The 17,443-nt window shown below is 45.6% G+C and carries 18 protein-coding genes; 16 read left to right on the top strand and 2 right to left on the bottom strand.

The features are described from left to right. The first annotated feature begins 19 nt into the window (after positions 1–19). The 12 genes from rpmJ to LI091_RS11610 all read left to right on the top strand — a co-directional run bounded on the left by rpmJ (position 20) and on the right by LI091_RS11610 (position 9,683). Positions 20–133 (top strand): 50S ribosomal protein L36, encoded by a 114-nt coding sequence (gene rpmJ, locus LI091_RS11555; protein WP_003022746.1) that lies wholly within the window; start codon positions 20–22, stop codon positions 131–133. Between the two features lie 307 nt (positions 134–440). After that, positions 441–809, top strand: a complete 369-nt coding sequence (gene rpsM / locus LI091_RS11560; protein ID WP_008707282.1) for a 30S ribosomal protein S13 — start codon at positions 441–443, stop codon at positions 807–809. A 55-nt stretch (positions 810–864) separates the two neighbouring features. Continuing rightward, complete coding sequence (gene rpsK / locus LI091_RS11565; protein WP_265191176.1) at positions 865–1,257, top strand: 30S ribosomal protein S11; 393 nt, start codon at positions 865–867, stop codon at positions 1,255–1,257. Between the two features lie 16 nt (positions 1,258–1,273). Then, the gene (gene rpsD, locus LI091_RS11570) at positions 1,274–1,867 is read left to right on the top strand and encodes a 30S ribosomal protein S4 (RefSeq protein ID WP_015526943.1); all 594 of its coding nucleotides are present in this window, start codon (positions 1,274–1,276) and stop codon (positions 1,865–1,867) included. A gap of 84 nt (positions 1,868–1,951) precedes the next feature. Beyond that, on the top strand, positions 1,952–2,911 hold the full coding sequence (locus tag LI091_RS11575; protein ID WP_059085345.1) for a DNA-directed RNA polymerase subunit alpha: 960 nt from the start codon (positions 1,952–1,954) through the stop codon (positions 2,909–2,911). A gap of 91 nt (positions 2,912–3,002) precedes the next feature. Further along, entirely contained in the window at positions 3,003–3,539 is a 537-nt protein-coding gene (locus tag LI091_RS11580) for a bL17 family ribosomal protein (RefSeq protein WP_021976084.1), read from the top strand. 197 nt (positions 3,540–3,736) lie between these two features. After that, on the top strand, positions 3,737–4,477 hold the full coding sequence (locus LI091_RS11585) for a LytR/AlgR family response regulator transcription factor (RefSeq protein ID WP_022426418.1): 741 nt from the start codon (positions 3,737–3,739) through the stop codon (positions 4,475–4,477). Positions 4,478–4,856: 379 nt separating this feature from the next. Next, on the top strand, positions 4,857–5,561 hold the full coding sequence (locus tag LI091_RS11590) for a phosphatidylinositol-specific phospholipase C/glycerophosphodiester phosphodiesterase family protein (protein ID WP_244093169.1): 705 nt from the start codon (positions 4,857–4,859) through the stop codon (positions 5,559–5,561). Positions 5,562–5,591: 30 nt separating this feature from the next. Next, on the top strand, positions 5,592–6,926 hold the full coding sequence (locus LI091_RS11595) for a MurT ligase domain-containing protein (protein WP_015526950.1): 1,335 nt from the start codon (positions 5,592–5,594) through the stop codon (positions 6,924–6,926). Beyond that, positions 6,923–7,651 carry a type 1 glutamine amidotransferase gene (locus LI091_RS11600; RefSeq protein ID WP_015526951.1) on the top strand — a complete coding sequence of 243 codons (729 nt, stop codon included), beginning with the start codon at positions 6,923–6,925 and terminating at the stop codon, positions 7,649–7,651. Before LI091_RS11595 ends, LI091_RS11600 begins: the two co-directional genes overlap by 4 nt. Positions 7,652–7,660: 9 nt before the next feature. Next, positions 7,661–8,278: a WYL domain-containing protein gene (locus tag LI091_RS11605; protein WP_129974550.1), complete on the top strand. Its 618-nt coding sequence runs from the start codon at positions 7,661–7,663 to the stop codon at positions 8,276–8,278. Between the two features lie 13 nt (positions 8,279–8,291). Beyond that, positions 8,292–9,683 (top strand): substrate-binding domain-containing protein, encoded by a 1,392-nt coding sequence (locus LI091_RS11610; protein WP_129974549.1) that lies wholly within the window; start codon positions 8,292–8,294, stop codon positions 9,681–9,683. A 95-nt stretch (positions 9,684–9,778) separates the two neighbouring features. Here LI091_RS11610 and LI091_RS11615 read toward each other — a convergent pair whose 3' ends face one another. After that, complete coding sequence (locus LI091_RS11615; RefSeq protein WP_015526955.1) at positions 9,779–10,351, bottom strand: xanthine phosphoribosyltransferase; 573 nt, start codon at positions 10,349–10,351, stop codon at positions 9,779–9,781. A gap of 173 nt (positions 10,352–10,524) precedes the next feature. On the opposite strand from LI091_RS11615, the gene LI091_RS11620 reads away from it, so the two are divergent. From LI091_RS11620 to LI091_RS11630, 3 genes are all read left to right on the top strand, one after another. Next, positions 10,525–10,752: a hypothetical protein gene (locus LI091_RS11620; RefSeq protein WP_022426230.1), complete on the top strand. Its 228-nt coding sequence runs from the start codon at positions 10,525–10,527 to the stop codon at positions 10,750–10,752. 14 nt (positions 10,753–10,766) lie between these two features. Beyond that, positions 10,767–11,135 (top strand): metal-sensing transcriptional repressor, encoded by a 369-nt coding sequence (locus LI091_RS11625; RefSeq protein ID WP_015526957.1) that lies wholly within the window; start codon positions 10,767–10,769, stop codon positions 11,133–11,135. A gap of 94 nt (positions 11,136–11,229) precedes the next feature. Then, positions 11,230–12,066: an Mrp/NBP35 family ATP-binding protein gene (locus LI091_RS11630; protein ID WP_015526958.1), complete on the top strand. Its 837-nt coding sequence runs from the start codon at positions 11,230–11,232 to the stop codon at positions 12,064–12,066. 168 nt (positions 12,067–12,234) lie between these two features. Here LI091_RS11630 and LI091_RS11635 read toward each other — a convergent pair whose 3' ends face one another. After that, on the bottom strand, positions 12,235–13,113 hold the full coding sequence (locus LI091_RS11635; protein WP_021650784.1) for a LysR family transcriptional regulator: 879 nt from the start codon (positions 13,111–13,113) through the stop codon (positions 12,235–12,237). Positions 13,114–13,267: 154 nt separating this feature from the next. Here LI091_RS11635 and LI091_RS11640 point away from each other — a divergent pair, with 154 nt between their 5' ends. Next, positions 13,268–17,023, top strand: coding sequence for a phosphoribosylformylglycinamidine synthase (locus LI091_RS11640; protein WP_265191177.1), 3,756 nt, complete (start codon positions 13,268–13,270; stop codon positions 17,021–17,023). Positions 17,024–17,443 lie beyond the last annotated feature (420 nt).

The following is a 17,443-nucleotide window of genomic DNA, read 5'->3' on the forward strand; positions in this document are numbered from 1 at the left end:
TACGGAAGGAGGATTTCCAGTGAAAGTAAGATCATCTGTAAAGCCGATCTGCGAGAAGTGCAAGGTCATTAAGAGAAAGGGATCCATCAGAATCATCTGTGAGAACCCGAAGCACAAACAGCGTCAGGGTTGATTTTCATATCGGAACTTCTTTGGAATGTTTGTGAAACGTGCGGCTGCAGTATGAAACACCCGGCAGGGTTGTTCTACTGAACAGATAATAAGCATGTATTGCCTAATACCGAGAGGCAACAGCGGTTAAGATCCGCAATTTCGGAAAGGCTGTGATTCGCCAATTACAGCTGGGTGTTTTACCGAGGCACCCCAATTAGGAAACTAGAAAAGAAAGAGGCAGGTCGATATGTCCCATTTCACCTTGCGAGAGCAAGTGACATACGATATGCGGAACTTTCAGAAACAGAAAATGGAGGAAACAGTACATGGCTCGTATAGCTGGTGTAGACTTACCAAGAGAGAAACGTATTGAAATCGGTCTTACCTACATTTATGGAATTGGTAGACCAAGCGCAGACAAAATTCTTGCTAAAGCAGAGGTTAATCCTGACACACGTGTCAGAGATCTGACTGATGACGAGGTTAAGAGACTGAGTGCTGTTATTGATGAGACAATGACAGTAGAAGGTGATCTGAGAAGGGAAATCGCCCTTAACATCAAGAGACTGCAGGAGATTGGATGCTACAGAGGTATCCGTCATCGTAAAGGACTCCCGGTTCGTGGTCAGAAGACTAAGACAAATGCGAGAACTCGCAAGGGACCGAAGAGAACTGTTGCAAACAAGAAGAAATAATTTATAGATATAACTAATTAATTTCAATAAAAGGAAAGTGTAGGTTAGTTTTAAAATGGCAAAAGTTACAAAGAAAACGACAAAACGTCGTGTCAAGAAAAACGTTGAACACGGACAGGCACACATTCAGTCTTCCTTCAACAATACAATCATCACACTGACAGATAACGAAGGAAACGCTCTTTCATGGGCAAGTGCCGGTGGTCTTGGATTTAAAGGTTCAAGGAAATCTACCCCTTATGCAGCACAGATGGCAGCAGAGACTGCAACAAAGGCTGCTTTAATTCATGGATTAAAAACAGTAGACGTTATGGTAAAAGGCCCGGGCTCAGGCCGTGAAGCTGCAATCCGTGCGCTTCAGGCATGCGGACTTGAAGTAACCAGCATTCGTGACGTAACTCCGGTTCCTCACAACGGATGCCGTCCACCAAAACGCAGAAGAGTCTAATTAGGAGGTAGTTGAAATGGCAGTAAATAGAGTACCTGTTCTGAAAAGATGCAGATCCCTTGGCCTGGATCCGATTTACTTAGGAATTGATAAGAAGTCCACAAGACAGTTAAAACGTGCAAACCGCAAGGTGTCTGAGTATGGTCTTCAGTTAAAAGAGAAACAGAAAGCAAAATTTATCTACGGAGTTCTTGAGAAACCTTTCCGTAACTACTACAAGAAAGCCGACAGAATGCAGGGCCAGACAGGTGAGAACCTTATGGTTATGCTTGAGAGCAGACTTGACAACATCGTTTTCCGTATGGGATTTGCCAGAACAAGAAGAGAGGCTCGTCAGATCGTAGATCACAAGCACGTACTTGTTAACGGAAAATGTGTAAACATTCCGTCCTACCTGTGCAAAGCAGGAGACACAATTGAGATCAGAGAGAAGAGCAAAGGCTCTGAGAGATATAAAGGAATTCTTGAGATCACTGGCGGAAGACTTGTTCCGGAGTGGATCGACGTTGATCAGGAGAACCTGAAGGGTGTAGTTAAAGAGCTTCCTACAAGAGAGCAGATCGATGTTCCTGTAAACGAGATGCTTATCGTCGAGCTGTATTCTAAATAATTAGTAACTGTTTACTGTGTCTACAGTTATAAAAATTGGTAATACCCTCGAATGTTGATTAACCCAGAAGGAGGGAACCTTATAGTGTTTGATTTCAATAAACCAAAAATCGAAATAACCGAAATATCCGAAGATAAGAAGTTTGGAAGATTCGTTGTAGAGCCTCTGGAAAGAGGTTATGGTACTACCCTTGGCAATTCTTTAAGAAGAATTATGCTGTCCTCCCTTCCGGGAGCTGCAGTAAGCCAGGTGAAGATCGATGGTGTACTTCATGAATTCAGCTCCATTCCGGGCGTGAAGGAAGATGTGACCGAAATCATCATGAATCTGAAATCTCTTGCCATTAAGAATCACAGCAGTGACAATGAGCCGAAGACCGCATACATTGAGTGTGAGGGCAAAGGTGTTGTTACAGCAGCTGATATCCAGGCAGATCAGGATATTGAGATCATGAACCCGGATCAGGTGATCGCAACCCTGAACGGTGGAAAAGACTGCAGACTGGCCATGGAGCTTACCATTACCAAGGGACGTGGCTATATCAGTGCAGACAAAGGCAAAACCGATGACATGCCGATCGGTATGATCGCAGTGGATGCGATCTACACACCGGTAGACAGAGTCAACATGATCGTAGAGAATACACGAGTTGGTCAGGTAACTGACTTCGACAAGCTTACACTGGATGTATATACCAATGGAACACTTGATCCGGATGAGGCAGTCAGCCTTGCAGCAAAGGTTCTCAGCGAGCATTTAAACCTGTTCATTGATCTTTCCGAGAATGCTAAGACCGCAGAGGTTATGATCGAGAAAGAAGACAATGAGAAGGAAAAGGTTCTGGAGATGAGCATTGATGAGCTTGAGCTCTCTGTTCGTTCCTACAACTGCCTTAAGAGAGCCGGTATCAATACGGTTGAAGAATTATGCAACAAGACTTCTGACGATATGATGAAGGTTCGTAATCTGGGCCGCAAATCCTTAGAGGAAGTACTTGCAAAACTCAAAGAGCTGGGACTTCAGCTCCAGCCTACAGAGGAATAATCCGGAAACAGAGTAATGAGTGGGGTGTCAGCAGCAGGACAGTAAGACCGAACAAGCATGTCCTGGTGTCCCACAGATGGAGGATAATAAAATGGCAAAATATAGAAAATTAAGCAGAACATCTAACCAGAGAAAAGCACTTCTCAGAAATCAGGTTACAAACCTTCTTCATCACGGAAAGATCGTGACAACAGAAGCTAAGGCTAAAGAGATCCGTAAGATCGCTGAGGGACTTATCGCTATGGCTGTACGTGAGAAAGACAATTTCGAGACAGTTACAGTAACAGCTAAGGTTGCTCGTAAAGATGCTGACGGAAAACGTGTAAAAGAAGTCGTAGACGGCAAAAAGAAAACAGTTTACGATGAAGTTCAGAAAGAGATCAAGAAAGATGCTCCTTCCAGACTTCATGCACGTCGTGAGATGATGAAAGTTTTCTATCCTGTAACAGAGGTTCCTGCTAAGGGCGCTGGCAGAAAGAAAAATACAAAAGAAGTTGACATGGTTGACAAGATGTTCAGCGAGATTGCTCCGAAATACGCAGATCGTAACGGTGGTTACACAAGAATCGTTAAGATCGGACAGCGTAAAGGCGATGCAGCAATGGAAGTTCTTATCGAGCTTGTATAATTTACTTCTGACCGATTTAAAGGACATTTGCAGAAATGCAGATGTCCTTTTTTAATATTCCAAAAACTCGAAAAAATGCATAAATGGTGGGTTTTCGACCATAAATTACATTAAGATATCATAATTTGAATAACAAATCATGGTATAATATATAGAACAAAAAGTAACAATGATGGAGTAAAAGGGGATACATAAATATGACGATGATGACCATTGCCATTTGTGATGATATGCAGACGGATGCGAGAAAACTTCACAAACAGCTTGAGCGGATCGTTCCAGGGTCAGAAATTCGGATATTTAAAAGCGGCGAGCTTTTATTGGAAGAATTGGAAAAGAAAAGGAAACCTTATGATGCAATCTTTGTGAACATTGATTCAAAGAAAGTAGACGGACTGGAAACAATACGGAAGATACGTGAAAAAGAAATGTCAGTGGCAGTGCTTTTTATGAGTAGAAGCGATGAATATTACAGAAATGCTTTTGACCTGTTTGCATATAACTATTTACTGAAACCTGTAACCGAAGAAACTTTGGAATATGTAATGGAACCACTGAAGAAGCGACTTAGCGACGGGAATGATGAGCGGGTGATCCATTTTCAGTATCGTGCCCGTGTGTATACTTTACGCTACAGTCAGGTTAGCTATATTACCAGCAGTCTCCATATCGTGAATTTCCATAGGACAGACGGAAGTATACTCCAGTGCAGAGGTAAGCTGAAAGACTTCGAAAAACAGCTTGACGACGGTACATTTTTGCGGTGTCATCAGAGCTTTATAGTAAATATGGAACGGGTCACAGGAGCTGAAAATGACAGCTTCCATATCGGAGAGCATGTAATACCGATCTCCCGATCCTATAATCGGAATGCACACGAGAAATATGATGAATATCTGAGGCTTCAGCAGGAATATGACGAGGAAGAAGAGGATTAACTTGATTATTATCCTTTTTTAGCGTACAATCGGTAATGTATGAAATACGACTACACGTATGCGAAAGGATGATAAACATGGTCGGTGGGACTTTTGGTATTACCGGACAGAAACAATATAGGAATGATTTGGGACAGGTTCCCGGATATGATAAATTTGCAGAAGATAAAAAGGAAAGCAGCGAGGAAATGTTTTCCTTTACGTCTTGTGCATTTTTTTGTTGCCTGAGATGATGCGACGTTTTATACTGACATTGGAAATACTGTTTGTATCACTTTTTCTTCTGGGAGGAAGTTTTCCGGAAACAGAAACTGCCCGGAATACATCAGGAGGATTTAGCTGGAAGGACTACAGGACCATTGCACATGCTCTGGGAGGTATGGACGGAAAGGATTACCTGAATTCCAGAGAGGGATTTCTGTTCATGTATGAACAGGGAGTTCGTCTTTTTGAATTGGATCTTTCCAGGACATCCGATGGAGTATGGGTCTGCAGGCATAACTGGAACGATCCCATGGGACAGTGGGATGGCAACGGAAAAAAAGTCCTTACAGAAAAGGAATTCAGACAAAGTAAAATATATGGGAAATACACCCCCATGACACTGGAGGATTTTTTCCTTCTTCTGAAAGATTATCCGGATGCATATGTGCTGATCGATTCCAAACAGTATTCTCTTCGCAATTATCAGAGAACACTGGAGGATTACAGTGATTATGTGGAAATTGCCAGGAATGCAGGTGCCGGTGAGACGCTGGATCGGATCATTCCGGAAATCTACAATGAAGCAATGTTTCCCGGAACGGCCATGCTCTATTCTTTTCCTTCCTATGTATATTCACTGTGGCAGGAGTATTCTGTGGAAGAGCTGGAGTATATTGCATCCTTCTGTAAAGAAAAGGAAATTCCGGCAGCAACAGTATACTGGGAGTATTGGTCAGAAGAAACGGAGAAGATCTTTGAAAAAAACGGGATCAGTCTGTATGTTTATACGGTTAATGACCGTGACCAGGCCAGAAGATACATTTCGCAGGGAGCAGAAGGAATCTGTACCGATTTCCTGACAGCGGAAGATCTGTGGTAAGAGAAATAAAAACAAAGGAATCAGAAGATTATGAAAATAAGAACAACCATTGCTGTGATGGCAGCAAAGATCACAGGACATGTCTGTAAGCTTATGGGCCGGCAGGGTGTGACCTGGGCCGGTAAGGTCGCGATGAAGATCTGTCCGGATATCCTGGAAGAGCTTTCTTCTCAGGTAAGAGAAAAAATATTTGTAGTATGCGGAACAAACGGAAAGACCACAACCAATAACATGCTGTGCGCAGGCCTTGAGGCAGAGGGAAAAAAGGTCATCTGCAATCATACCGGTTCAAACATGCTCAACGGAGTTGTGGCAGCCTTTGTATTGGGGGCAAAATTCAGCGGAAAACTGGATGCGGATTATGCCTGTATCGAGGTGGATGAGGCATCCACAAGACATGTGTTCACAAGGATCAGACCGGATTATATGGTTATGACCAATCTGTTCCGTGATCAGCTGGACCGTTATGGCGAGATCGATATCACTATGAACATCCTGGAAGAAATGATGAAAAAGGTTCCGGATATGAAGGTCATTGTCAATGGTGATGATGCACTGTCTGCATATCTTGCCATGGACTGCGGAAATCCTTTTGTAACCTACGGGATCAGCAAACCGGTGATCGAGAACAAAACAAACGAGATCCGTGAGGGCCGGTTCTGTAAGTGCTGTGGAGAAAGGCTGATCTACAGCTTCTATCATTACAGTCAGCTGGGAGACTACAGATGTCCGAAATGCGGCTTTAAACGTCCGGAGATCGACTTTGATGCCACAGATGTGAAGGTGGATGATCAGATTGCCTTTACAGTGGAGGATAAACGGATCGTGGCCAATTATAAGGGATTCTATAATGTGTATAATATTCTGGCTGCCTATGCGGGAATTCGTACCGCAGGCTTTAAGGCGGAGCATTTTAATGAGATGCTCCGGAAGTTTAATCCGGAAAACGGACGCAATGAACAGTTTCGGATCAAGGGCACCAGTGTTGTTCTGAATCTTGCCAAGAATCCGGCCGGTTTTAACCAGAACATTTCAGCTGTGATGCAGGACGGATCACCAAAGGATATCATCATTGTGATCAATGATAATGCACAGGATGGAAAAGATATCTCCTGGCTCTGGGATGTGGATTTTGATCTTTTCGGAGGGGACAATATCAATTCCATCACAGTCAGTGGTATCCGGTGTCAGGATATGCGCCTCCGTCTGAAATATGTGGATATCCCGTCCATGCTGGAAAATGATGTGGAGACAGCCATCCGCAAACGAATCGGGGATGGATGCGGCAATCTTTATGTACTTGTAAATTATACGGCGCTGTTTGGCACCAGAAATATCCTGAAGAAACTGGAGGGTGAGAAATGAAGATAACGATAGGGCATTTATATCCGGATCTTCTGAACCTTTACGGTGACAGAGGAAATATCCAGTGTCTGATGAAGCGCTGTCTCTGGAGAGGAATCGAGGCAGAAACCATAGCTTATGAACTGGATGACAGAATCGATTTTTCCAAACTGGATATCGTACTTCTTGGCGGTGGCTCCGACAGAGAACAGATGCTGGTATGTGAAAAGCTGAAGGAAATCCAGAAGGATTTCAAGGCGTATGTGGAAGACAATGGAGTTGTGATCGCAATCTGTGGAGGGTATCAGCTCCTTGGAAATTATTATAAGACGGATCAGGGAATGATCGAGGGTCTGAAGCTTGTAGATATGAGCACTGAGCAGGGAAAAGGCCGCCTTATTGGAAACATTGTGATGCAGAGCGATCTTTTTGATATGCCCATCGTAGGTTTTGAAAATCATGGAGGGCGTACCACCATCGGAAACAACAGATCCCTGGGAAAGGTTCTGTCAGGATACGGAAATGACGGACAATCCGGTGAGGAAGGGGTTGTATACAAAAATGTGATCGGTACGTATCTTCACGGACCGCTTCTTCCCAAGAACCCGCAGCTTGCAGATCTTCTGATCAGCCGTGCACTGGAAAAGAAATACGGTAAAAAGATCGAACTTGAGAAACTGGACGACAGCGAGGAACAGGAGGCAAACTCCTATATTTTCCATCGCTTTGTAAAAAACGAAGGATAAGAGGGCAGTATGGCAAAATCAAACAATCAGAAGGCGAAGATCCTGTACCTTGAAAAAATGCTGCGGGAAACAGGGGAGCATCGGGTAATATCTATGCAGAAGATCCTTGAGAATCTTGAGAAACAGGGAATCCGTGCAGAGCGAAAGAGCATTTATGATGATGTGGAGGTATTACGTTCTTTTGGAATGGATATCCGTTATACAAGAGAACGGCCGGGTGGGTATTATCTTGCCGGTGAGAGTGCCGGAGAGGAACAGCCGTCTGAAGAACCCGGGCTGACTGCGGAAGCTAAGGAGATTCATGAAACTAAAGATATTCATGAGACCTCTGTGGCAGGTTACCGGAAGCTTCTTGAGGCTTCAGCCGGAACCATAAAAAAAGAAATAAAACTTCTCTGTACTGGAGCTGTACAGGCGGAGGTGCGTGACTTTTTCGGCACAGATGCAGAATATAAGATGAAAGATAGCGGAGATCTGACGGTAACTGCAGAGCTTCCGGAAAATGGAAAATTCTACGGCTGGCTGACCGGGATGGGCGGCAGTGTACGTATCCTGAAACCCAAGAAATCTGCAGCCGCCTACAGAGACTATCTGAAATCACTGGCAAAGGACTATAAAGGCTTATAGGAGAGATTTGATCATGAAGAAAAAAACAGCAATCCTGCTTGTGGGAGCTTTTGTCTTTACAGCAGCCTTTTCCGGCTGTGGAAAAAACAAAGAGGCGACAGAGGCAGCCAATGAAAGTGTGGAGTCTGAAGACCCGGAAGGAAAAGCCAAAAACAGCAATGATGCAGAGGAAGAAGAAAAAGAAGAAGCAAAAGAAACTGCGGCAGCAGATAAGAAAGTAGGTGTGTTTCTGCCTTCATCAGCAGATGATCCCCGTTGGTCTGCTGATGGAGAAACTCTTCAGAATACACTGGAAGATGATGGATATGATGCAGAGATATTTTGGGCAGATGAAGACAGTGATACGCAGGTATCACAGATCCAGTCCATTCTGGACGATGAAGAGCTTTCTGCACTTGTCATCGCACCTTCAGATGCTTACAGCCTGAACGATGTGCTGGAGCAGGTGTATGAGAAATCTATCCCTGTGATTTCTTACGATCAGCTGATCATGGATACAGATAAGGTCAACTATTATGTTACCTTTAATACAAGAAAAGCCGGAAAAATGGTGGGAGATTCCATCATAAAAAAAATGGATCTGGAGAAAGCCCGGGAAGAAAAGAAAACTCTGACCATTGAGTTCCTTATGGGCTCTCCGGATGATCGTGACGCACTGTTCTTTTATAATGGCGTGATGGAGAAGCTTCAGGAATATTTCGACGACGGAACACTGGTATGTACTTCAGGAAAGCTGACCTTTGATGATACTGCAGTGATGCGTTCCGGAAGAAATACCGCAAAGAATGATATGGCGGAGATCCTTTCTCAGAGTTATACAGAGGGTGCGCCGGATATTATCTGCACAGGTGCCGACGACCTTGCACTTGGGGCTGTGGATGCCCTGGAGGATGCAGGACATGTGTCTGGAGAGGATGGTTGGCCTATGATCACAGGAGGCGGCTGTGAGGCAGAAGCAGTGACCGCTGCGATCCAGGGAAAGATTGAGGATGATCTGCTGTTTGATAACCGTGTACTGGCACATGACTGTGTGACGATGGTGGATGCTCTTCTGAAAGGGGAGAAGCCGGAGATCTCCGATTATGAGCAGTATGACAACGGGACCAAGATCGTGGGAACTGTGACCAGTGATATCCAGCTGATCGATGCAGATAATTATCAGATGCTTGTGGATGACGGATATTATGAAGAAAAAGAGATCATGCCGGAGGCAACTGCCACACCAACGCCGACAGTGACATCGGAAGCTACGGTGACGGAAGAACCGGATATAGATGAAAATACACCGGAAGCTGCATCGGCTTCATCGGAAAAGGAAGAAACGGAAATTTCCGGAACACCGACACCGGAGGAAACAGTAACTCCGACACCTTCAGAGAAAGCGGAAAAGGGTGCAGATGCATAGATCAGAAATGATATCATGATCTGGCTGTGATAAAAATAAAAATACTCCCGGAAACAATGTATATAAGTTTCCAGGAGTATTTTTTATGATAAATCTTATTCACGGAAAGTAAGTTTGCCATCAGCAATGGAATCAATGATAGCAAGGGATTCCAGATGGATACCCATGTCACGGATGGTCTGTCCGCCGGACTGGAAGCCTTTTTCGATAACGATTCCGGCTCCTTCAAGAGTTGCGCCGGATTTCTTAACGATGTCGATCAGACCGAGAAGTGCACAGCCATTGGCAAGAAAATCATCGATCAGGAGTACGTGATCTTCCGGTCCGAGAAATTTCTTGGAAAGGATCACATCGTAAACTTTCTTGTGGGTGAAAGACTCTACCTTGGTGGTGTACATCTCGCCGTCAAGGTTCACACTCTGTGCTTTCTTGGCAAATACAACCGGTACATGGAAATACTGTGCCGCAATACAGGCAATACCGATACCGGAAGCCTCGATGGTAAGGATCTTGGTGATTGGACAGTGGTCAAAACGTTTCTTGAATTCTTTGCCGACCTCGTTGATCAGGTCAATATCCATCTGATGATTCAGGAAGCTGTCCACTTTTAAAATATTTCCTTCTTTTACTACGCCGTCTGTCAGAATTCTGTCTTTTAAAAGCTGCATGAAATTTATCTCCTTTGATTTATCACATTAATATATGTTTACTGCCCACGGACAGAGCAGTAATATTTTTAATATGTATCATACGACAATATTTGCGTGAGTGCAATTATTTTTGACAAAAAAACATAAAATTATTATAATGGATAGGATGACTAAGAAAGGAACAGGCACAGATGAAAGAGTACGAAGTAATCTGGGAAATTTTTAACAAATGTCCGAGAAATCAGATGCGTGATGTATTTGTGGAAGAAGTGGAGATTGCAGATCCGGAAGCGTATGTGAAACAGAAATTTCAGGGGAAGGATGTCTCCTACGAGAAGACAGTAATGGAAGACGGAACCATCATTTTTGACATTCAGACATCTATGATCCGGCAGCGCTGTTCTTTCACGGAGATCTGAAGGAGGAAATACACATGAAAGAAACACATGTGCACGTTCTCGAGGATGGAACCGTTCTTGAACATACCCACGGGGAACAGGAACATGTGCATACTCACGATGGCACACATCCTCATCATCACAGCCACGCACAGACCAAGGCCGTACTCAACAGACTTTCCAGGGCCATCGGGCATATGGAATCCATTAAGCGTATGGTGGAGGAAGGACGTGACTGCAGCGAAGTGCTGATCCAGCTGTCAGCCGTAAAATCTGCGATCAATAATACAGGCAAGATCATCCTGCAGGATCATATAGAACACTGCATCGTGGATGCAGTGGAGCATGGAGACAGGGATGCTATCAAGGAACTGGAAAAAGCGATCGACAGATTTATGAAGTAAGGTAAGGAGTTCATGAGAGATCGTGAATGAGAAAAATACACGGACAGAGAGCCAGTTCTGTCTGTGTAAATACAAAGAATGAGAGGAATCTATTATGGCAAAAGAGTGTAGCAATACATCCTGCAACAAATCAAGCTGTGAAGGCTGCGGACAGAAACAGCCCCAGAGCCTCATGGCAGAACCAAATGTTTTTTCTGACGTAAAACATGTGATCGGAGTTGTCAGCGGAAAGGGAGGCGTGGGTAAATCCTTCGTAACAGGCTCCTTGGCAAACCTGATGGCTTCCAAGGGATATAAAGTGGGCATTATGGATGCTGATATCACCGGTCCGTCCATCCCGAAGATGTATGGCATCAAGGGCAATGCACAGGGCAGTGACAATGGGATATATCCGATGCCAACTGCAAACGGAATCGAGGTTATGTCTGTAAACCTTCTTCTCCCGGATGAGGAGACACCGGTGATCTGGAGAGGTCCGGTCCTTGCAAATATGGTAAAACAGTTCTGGAGTGATGTGATCTGGGGTGAATTGGATTATCTTTTTGTAGATATGCCGCCAGGAACCGGAGATGTTCCGCTGACAGTATTCCAGTCCCTGCCGATCGAGGGTGTCGTGATCGTTACTTCTCCGCAGGATCTGGTCCGCATGATCGTCAAGAAGGCCTATAACATGGCTGATATGATGAAGGTTCCGGTCCTTGGAATCGTGGAGAACTATAGCTATGTGAAATGTCCGGACTGCGGAAAAGAGATCAAGGTCTTTGGCGAGAGCCATATCGATGAGATCGCTGCAGAACTGAAGGTTCCGGTCCTGGGCAAGATGCCGATTGACGTGAAGCTTGCAGAGCTTGCAGACAGCGGTCTGTTCAGTAAGATCGAGAATGAGTATATCACTGCGGCAGCAGACGTGATGCCGAAGGCTGAAGCGTAAGTAATAAGAATAATATCTGACCGATATCAATAACAGAAAAGACCACCGGAATTGAGTACATAAGGATCGTAATAACCTTATGGCAGATTCCGGTGGCTTTTTTTACTGAATCAGGGAAGTATCCTGCTTCGATCGCGAAAAGCAGTAAGCGGCAGGAACTTGATCGTATCAGATCTGGGAAAAATATTTAAGAAAGCACTGGGCAGCCTGGGAAAGCTGCAGTGCTTCATGATGAGCGATCACGGCACTTCTTGCGGGCAGAGGTGTTTTCAGATGGACAGGTTCCAGACCCGGACGGTTGCGGAGCATATAATCCGGGATACAGGCAATACCAAGTCCGATCTCTGCAAGATCGATCAGCAGATCGTTGCTGTTCAGTTCAACCTCCGGCAGCAGCTTCAGTCCCTGGGCTGCAAACACCTGATGAAGATATTCGCTGGTGGTACTCTTTGGAGCGAGCATCAGGATGGGATAATCCAGAAGATTTTCCATGGAAAGAGGCGATTTGCCCATGGTGAAATAGTCCGGATTTGCCACGAAGATATCCCGGAATTCCAGCACAGTCTGAAGCTTGGTGTGGGCTGAAAGCCGGGAATTCGGGTAGTTGGTGACGATCAGCTCAGCCTGGCCGTTTTCCAGAAGCTCCGCACATCCGATGGAGGTACTGTTGATGATCTTGATCCGTACCTCCGGATGATCCTTGTGGAAACGGCGGAGATAGGGGATGAGAAAATAGCGGCACAGAGTATCGCTGGCACCGATCCGCAGCTGACCGGTAAGATTTCCTTCTCCGGAAAGGACAGCCTCTCCCTCGTTTAGCATGGAAAGGGCCGGCTTTACATGCTGGAGAAGAAGCTCTCCCTCCGGAGTCAGGATGACCCGTTTGGTGCTGCGCACAAACAGAGTATGGCCCAGCTTTTTTTCAAGGTTTTTGACGGCCTGGCTTACTGCAGACTGTGAGATAAAAAGCTGTCTGGAAGCCTCCGAAAAGCTCAGCGTCGTGGCCACGTAATAAAACACTTTGTAAAGTTCAAGATTGATATCCATATGTGAAAAATCCTCCGCTTATAAATGATATAAGATATATTAATTTTACTAATGATATTTCCTATGATACTATATTTTCAGCAGAAAAGAAAGACTGAAATGCTTTCTGCACGTTTACCATCCTTATTATCGGATATAGAGAAAGGAGCCTTCTATGAGCAACGTAAGACGTGTGTATGTAGAAAAGAAACCTGCCTTTGCAGTAAAAGCAAAGGAACTGAAACATGAGATCAAACATTATCTTGGTATCAGCACTGTGACAGCAGTCCGTGAGCTGATCCGTTATGACGTGGAGAATATCTCCGATGAAGTATTTGAGAAAGCCTGCAAGACCGTATTTGCAGAGCCGCCGGTAGATGATCTGTATCTTGAAAAATTTGATGTGGCAGAGGGCGCACGTGTATTTTCCGTAGAATTCCTTCCTGGACAGTTTGACCAGAGAGCCGATTCTGCAGTGCAGTGTGTACAGTTCCTGGATGAGAATGCAGCACCGATCATCCGTTCAGCAACTACTTATGTAATCGAAGGAAACGTTACAGATGCAGAGTTTGAGGCAATCAAACATCACTGCATCAACCCTGTGGATTCCCGTGAGACAGGTCTTGAGAAGCCGGAAACACTGGTAACAGTATTCCCGGATCCTGAGGATGTGAAGATTTTTGACGGATTCAAGGATATGGCTGAGGCTGATCTGAAGGAGCTGTACGCTTCTCTGAACCTCGCCATGACATTTAAGGACTTCCAGCATATCCAGAATTATTTCAGAAATGAAGAGAAACGCGATCCTTCCATGACAGAGATCCGTGTTCTGGATACCTATTGGTCTGATCATTGCCGTCATACTACTTTCTCCACAGAGCTTACCAGCGTGAAGTTTGACGAAGGTGATTATAAGACTCCTATTGAAAAAACATACAAAGAATATCTGGATGCCCATAAGGATATGTACAAGGGCCGTGATGATAAGTTTGTCTGCCTGATGGATCTTGCACTTATGGCAATGAAGAAACTGAAAGCAGAAGGCAAGCTTGCAGACCAGGAAGAGTCTGATGAGATCAATGCCTGCAGTATCGTGGTACCGGTGGACGTGGACGGGAAAGAAGAAGAGTGGCTGATCAACTTCAAGAACGAGACACACAACCATCCGACGGAGATCGAGCCTTTTGGTGGTGCGGCAACCTGCCTTGGCGGAGCCATCCGTGATCCGCTTTCCGGACGTACCTATGTATACCAGGCAATGCGTGTGACAGGTGCAGCAGATCCTACCGTATCCGTAAAGGAAACTCTGAAGGGTAAACTTCCGCAGAAGAAGCTTGTCCGCAGCGCAGCCCACGGCTACAGCTCCTACGGAAACCAGATCGGTCTTGCAACCGGTGCTGTAAAAGAAATCTATCATCCGGACTACGTTGCAAAACGTATGGAGATCGGTGCGGTTATGGGTGCGGCTCCGAGACGTGCGGTTATCCGTGAAAATTCCGACCCTGGAGATATCATCATCCTTCTTGGCGGACGTACCGGCCGTGACGGTATCGGCGGTGCAACCGGTTCCTCCAAGGTCCACACAGAGGCTTCCATCGAGGTCTGCGGCGCTGAGGTGCAGAAAGGTAACGCGCCTACCGAGCGTAAGATCCAGAGAATGTTCCGCAGAGAGGAAGTCAGCCATATCATCAAGAAATGTAACGACTTTGGCGCAGGCGGTGTTTCCGTTGCCATCGGCGAGCTGGCACCGGGACTTCAGATCGACCTCGACAAGGTTCCGAAAAAATACGCAGGTCTTGACGGCACTGAGATCGCTATCTCTGAGTCTCAGGAGCGTATGGCTGTTGTAGTTGACCCGAAAGATGTGGATACTTTCCTGAAATTTGCAAATGAAGAGAATCTCGAGGCAATTCCGGTTGCAGTTGTAACGGAGGAGCCACGCCTTGTCCTTAACTGGAGAGGAAAAGAAATCGTAAATATCTCCCGTGCATTCCTGGATACCAACGGTGCACATCAGGAGACCTCCGTTGAGGTTGAGATCCCGTCAAAGGACGGAAATCTTTTCGAGGAACGTCCGGATGTAACAGATGTAAAGAAAAAATGGATGGATACTCTTGCTGACCTGAATGTATGCTCACAGAAGGGTCTTGTGGAGATGTTTGACGGCTCCATCGGCGCAGGCAGTGTATTTATGCCTCACGGTGGCAAATATCAGCTGACAGAGACACAGTCCATGGTTGCAAAGGTTCCGGTACAGAACGGAAAAACAGAGACTGTTACCATGATGAGCTACGGCTTTGATCCATACCTTTCCTCATGGAGTCCGTATCATGGAGCTACCTACGCAGTAACCGAGTCTGTTGCCAAGATCGTTGCAACCGGTGGTGACTATAAGAAGATCCGTTTCACCTTCCAGGAATACTTCCGTCGTATGACAGAAGATCCTAAGAGATGGAGCCAGCCGTTCTCCGCACTGCTTGGTGCTTATGCGGCACAGATCGGATTCGGCCTTCCTTCCATCGGCGGTAAGGACAGTATGTCCGGAACCTTCAATGACATTGATGTTCCTCCGACACTGGTGTCCTTCGCAGTGGATGTTGCAAAGGTAAAAGATGTGATCACACCGGAGCTCAAAAAAGCAGGAAGCAAGCTGGTATGGCTCCGTGCACCGAAGGATTCCTATGATCTTCCGGATTACCCGGCTCTTATGGAGCAGTATGATAAATTACACCAGGATATCCAGGCAGGCCGTGTGATCTCCGCATATGCACTTGACCGTCATGGAATCGCTGCTGCAGTCAGCAAGATGGCCTTTGGTAACGGCATGGGTGTAAAAATCGAGCATAACCTTGATCCAAGAGATTTCTTTGCTCCGGCATTCGGCGATATCATCTGTGAGGTTCCGGATGGAAAAGTCGGTGAGCTTGCCATTACCTATACTGTGATCGGTGAGGTTACGGATAATGCGAAGTTCACCTACGGTGATACAGAGATCACTCTGAAAGAGGCGCTTTCCACATGGGAAGGAACTCTGGAGAATGTATTTAAAACAGCAGCAGGAACCGAGGACGTCAAGGCAGATGACGGTTCCCTTTACAAAGCAGACAGCATCTATGTATGCAAACATAAGGTTGCAAAACCGCGTGTATTTATTCCGGTATTCCCTGGAACAAACTGCGAGTATGACAGCACCCGTGCATTTGAGAGAGCAGGCGCCGAGGTAGACGTAAAGGTATTCAAGAACCTTACAGCAGAAGATATCCATGATTCTGTAGAGCTCTTTGAGAAAGCCATCGATCAGGCACAGATGATCATGTTCCCGGGCGGCTTCTCAGCCGGAGATGAGCCGGACGGATCCGCGAAATTCTTTGCTACCGCGTTCCAGAACGAGAAGATCAAGGAGGCAGTTATGAAGCTCCTCAATGAGCGTGACGGTCTTGCTCTTGGTATCTGCAACGGATTCCAGGCACTGATCAAACTGGGACTGGTACCGTACGGTGAGATCTGCGGACAGAAAGAGGATTCTCCGACACTGACCTACAACACCATCGGACGCCACGTATCCAAGATGGTTTACACCAAGGTTGTCAGCAACAAGTCTCCATGGCTTCAGAAAGCACAGCTTGGCGGCGTATACTGTAATCCGGCTTCTCATGGTGAGGGACGTTTTGTCGCAAACGATGAGTGGCTGAAGAAACTCAAGGAAAATGGACAGATCGCAACAGAGTATGTACCGGTAGATGAGACAGGATATGAGGGTGAGTTTAACGTAAACGGCTCTTATATGAACATCGAGGGTATCACAAGCCCGGATGGACGTGTTCTCGGAAAGATGGCACACAGTGAGCGTCGTGACGCAGGCGTGGCTGTCAATATCTACGGAGAGCAGGATATCAAGATTTTCGAATCTGGTGTTGAGTACTTCAGATAATACCAGGGGGAAAAGGTCAAAAAGTCGTTCGTGCTTGCACGATAAGACTTTTGAACTTGGACCCCGCCAAACATGAGGAAGTAGCAATTTACGTAGTAAATTAGCGGATTCCGAATGTTTGAGGATTGCGTGAGCTGCGTGCAGCGGAGCAATCCGGGAGTATCAAGTTATGGGCAATACTTTGCCCATAACATCCTTACAGTGGCAGGGGATTTCAGACCTCCCTGCCACTGTAAAAATACAAAAAAGCATATATTTTTTAAAAAATTAAAAAAAGTGAAAAAAACTGTTGACACAAGTCACAAACCATTATATAATAGCAAAGCGAGTTGCGGAACGGAAGAGTTCCTAAGACGAACAACTGTTATGGGATCTTAGCTCAGCTGGGAGAGCATCTGCCTTACAAGCAGAGGGTCATAG

This window comes from Blautia sp. MSK20_18 (assembly GCF_020553125.1).
GTDB classification, from domain to species: domain Bacteria; phylum Bacillota; class Clostridia; order Lachnospirales; family Lachnospiraceae; genus Blautia_A; species Blautia_A fusiformis.

Bases quoted from the DNA above. Each gene is read 5' to 3' on its own strand.
- LI091_RS11600 (WP_015526951.1), top strand. From the start codon at position 6,923: ATGAAGATAACGATAGGGCATTTATATCCGGATCTTCTGAACCTTTAC.
- rpsD (WP_015526943.1), top strand. From the start codon at position 1,274: ATGGCAGTAAATAGAGTACCTGTTCTGAAAAGATGCAGATCCCTTGGC.
- rpsM (WP_008707282.1), top strand. From the start codon at position 441: ATGGCTCGTATAGCTGGTGTAGACTTACCAAGAGAGAAACGTATTGAA.
- LI091_RS11580 (WP_021976084.1), top strand. From the start codon at position 3,003: ATGGCAAAATATAGAAAATTAAGCAGAACATCTAACCAGAGAAAAGCA.
- LI091_RS11610 (WP_129974549.1), top strand. From the start codon at position 8,292: ATGAAGAAAAAAACAGCAATCCTGCTTGTGGGAGCTTTTGTCTTTACA.
- LI091_RS11620 (WP_022426230.1), top strand. From the start codon at position 10,525: ATGAAAGAGTACGAAGTAATCTGGGAAATTTTTAACAAATGTCCGAGA.
- rpsK (WP_265191176.1), top strand. From the start codon at position 865: ATGGCAAAAGTTACAAAGAAAACGACAAAACGTCGTGTCAAGAAAAAC.
- LI091_RS11590 (WP_244093169.1), top strand. From the start codon at position 4,857: ATGGACGGAAAGGATTACCTGAATTCCAGAGAGGGATTTCTGTTCATG.
- LI091_RS11615 (WP_015526955.1), bottom strand. From the start codon at position 10,351: ATGCAGCTTTTAAAAGACAGAATTCTGACAGACGGCGTAGTAAAAGAA.
- LI091_RS11630 (WP_015526958.1), top strand. From the start codon at position 11,230: ATGGCAAAAGAGTGTAGCAATACATCCTGCAACAAATCAAGCTGTGAA.
- LI091_RS11585 (WP_022426418.1), top strand. From the start codon at position 3,737: ATGACGATGATGACCATTGCCATTTGTGATGATATGCAGACGGATGCG.
- LI091_RS11595 (WP_015526950.1), top strand. From the start codon at position 5,592: ATGAAAATAAGAACAACCATTGCTGTGATGGCAGCAAAGATCACAGGA.
- LI091_RS11605 (WP_129974550.1), top strand. From the start codon at position 7,661: ATGGCAAAATCAAACAATCAGAAGGCGAAGATCCTGTACCTTGAAAAA.
- LI091_RS11625 (WP_015526957.1), top strand. From the start codon at position 10,767: ATGAAAGAAACACATGTGCACGTTCTCGAGGATGGAACCGTTCTTGAA.
- LI091_RS11635 (WP_021650784.1), bottom strand. From the start codon at position 13,113: ATGGATATCAATCTTGAACTTTACAAAGTGTTTTATTACGTGGCCACG.
- LI091_RS11640 (WP_265191177.1), top strand. From the start codon at position 13,268: ATGAGCAACGTAAGACGTGTGTATGTAGAAAAGAAACCTGCCTTTGCA.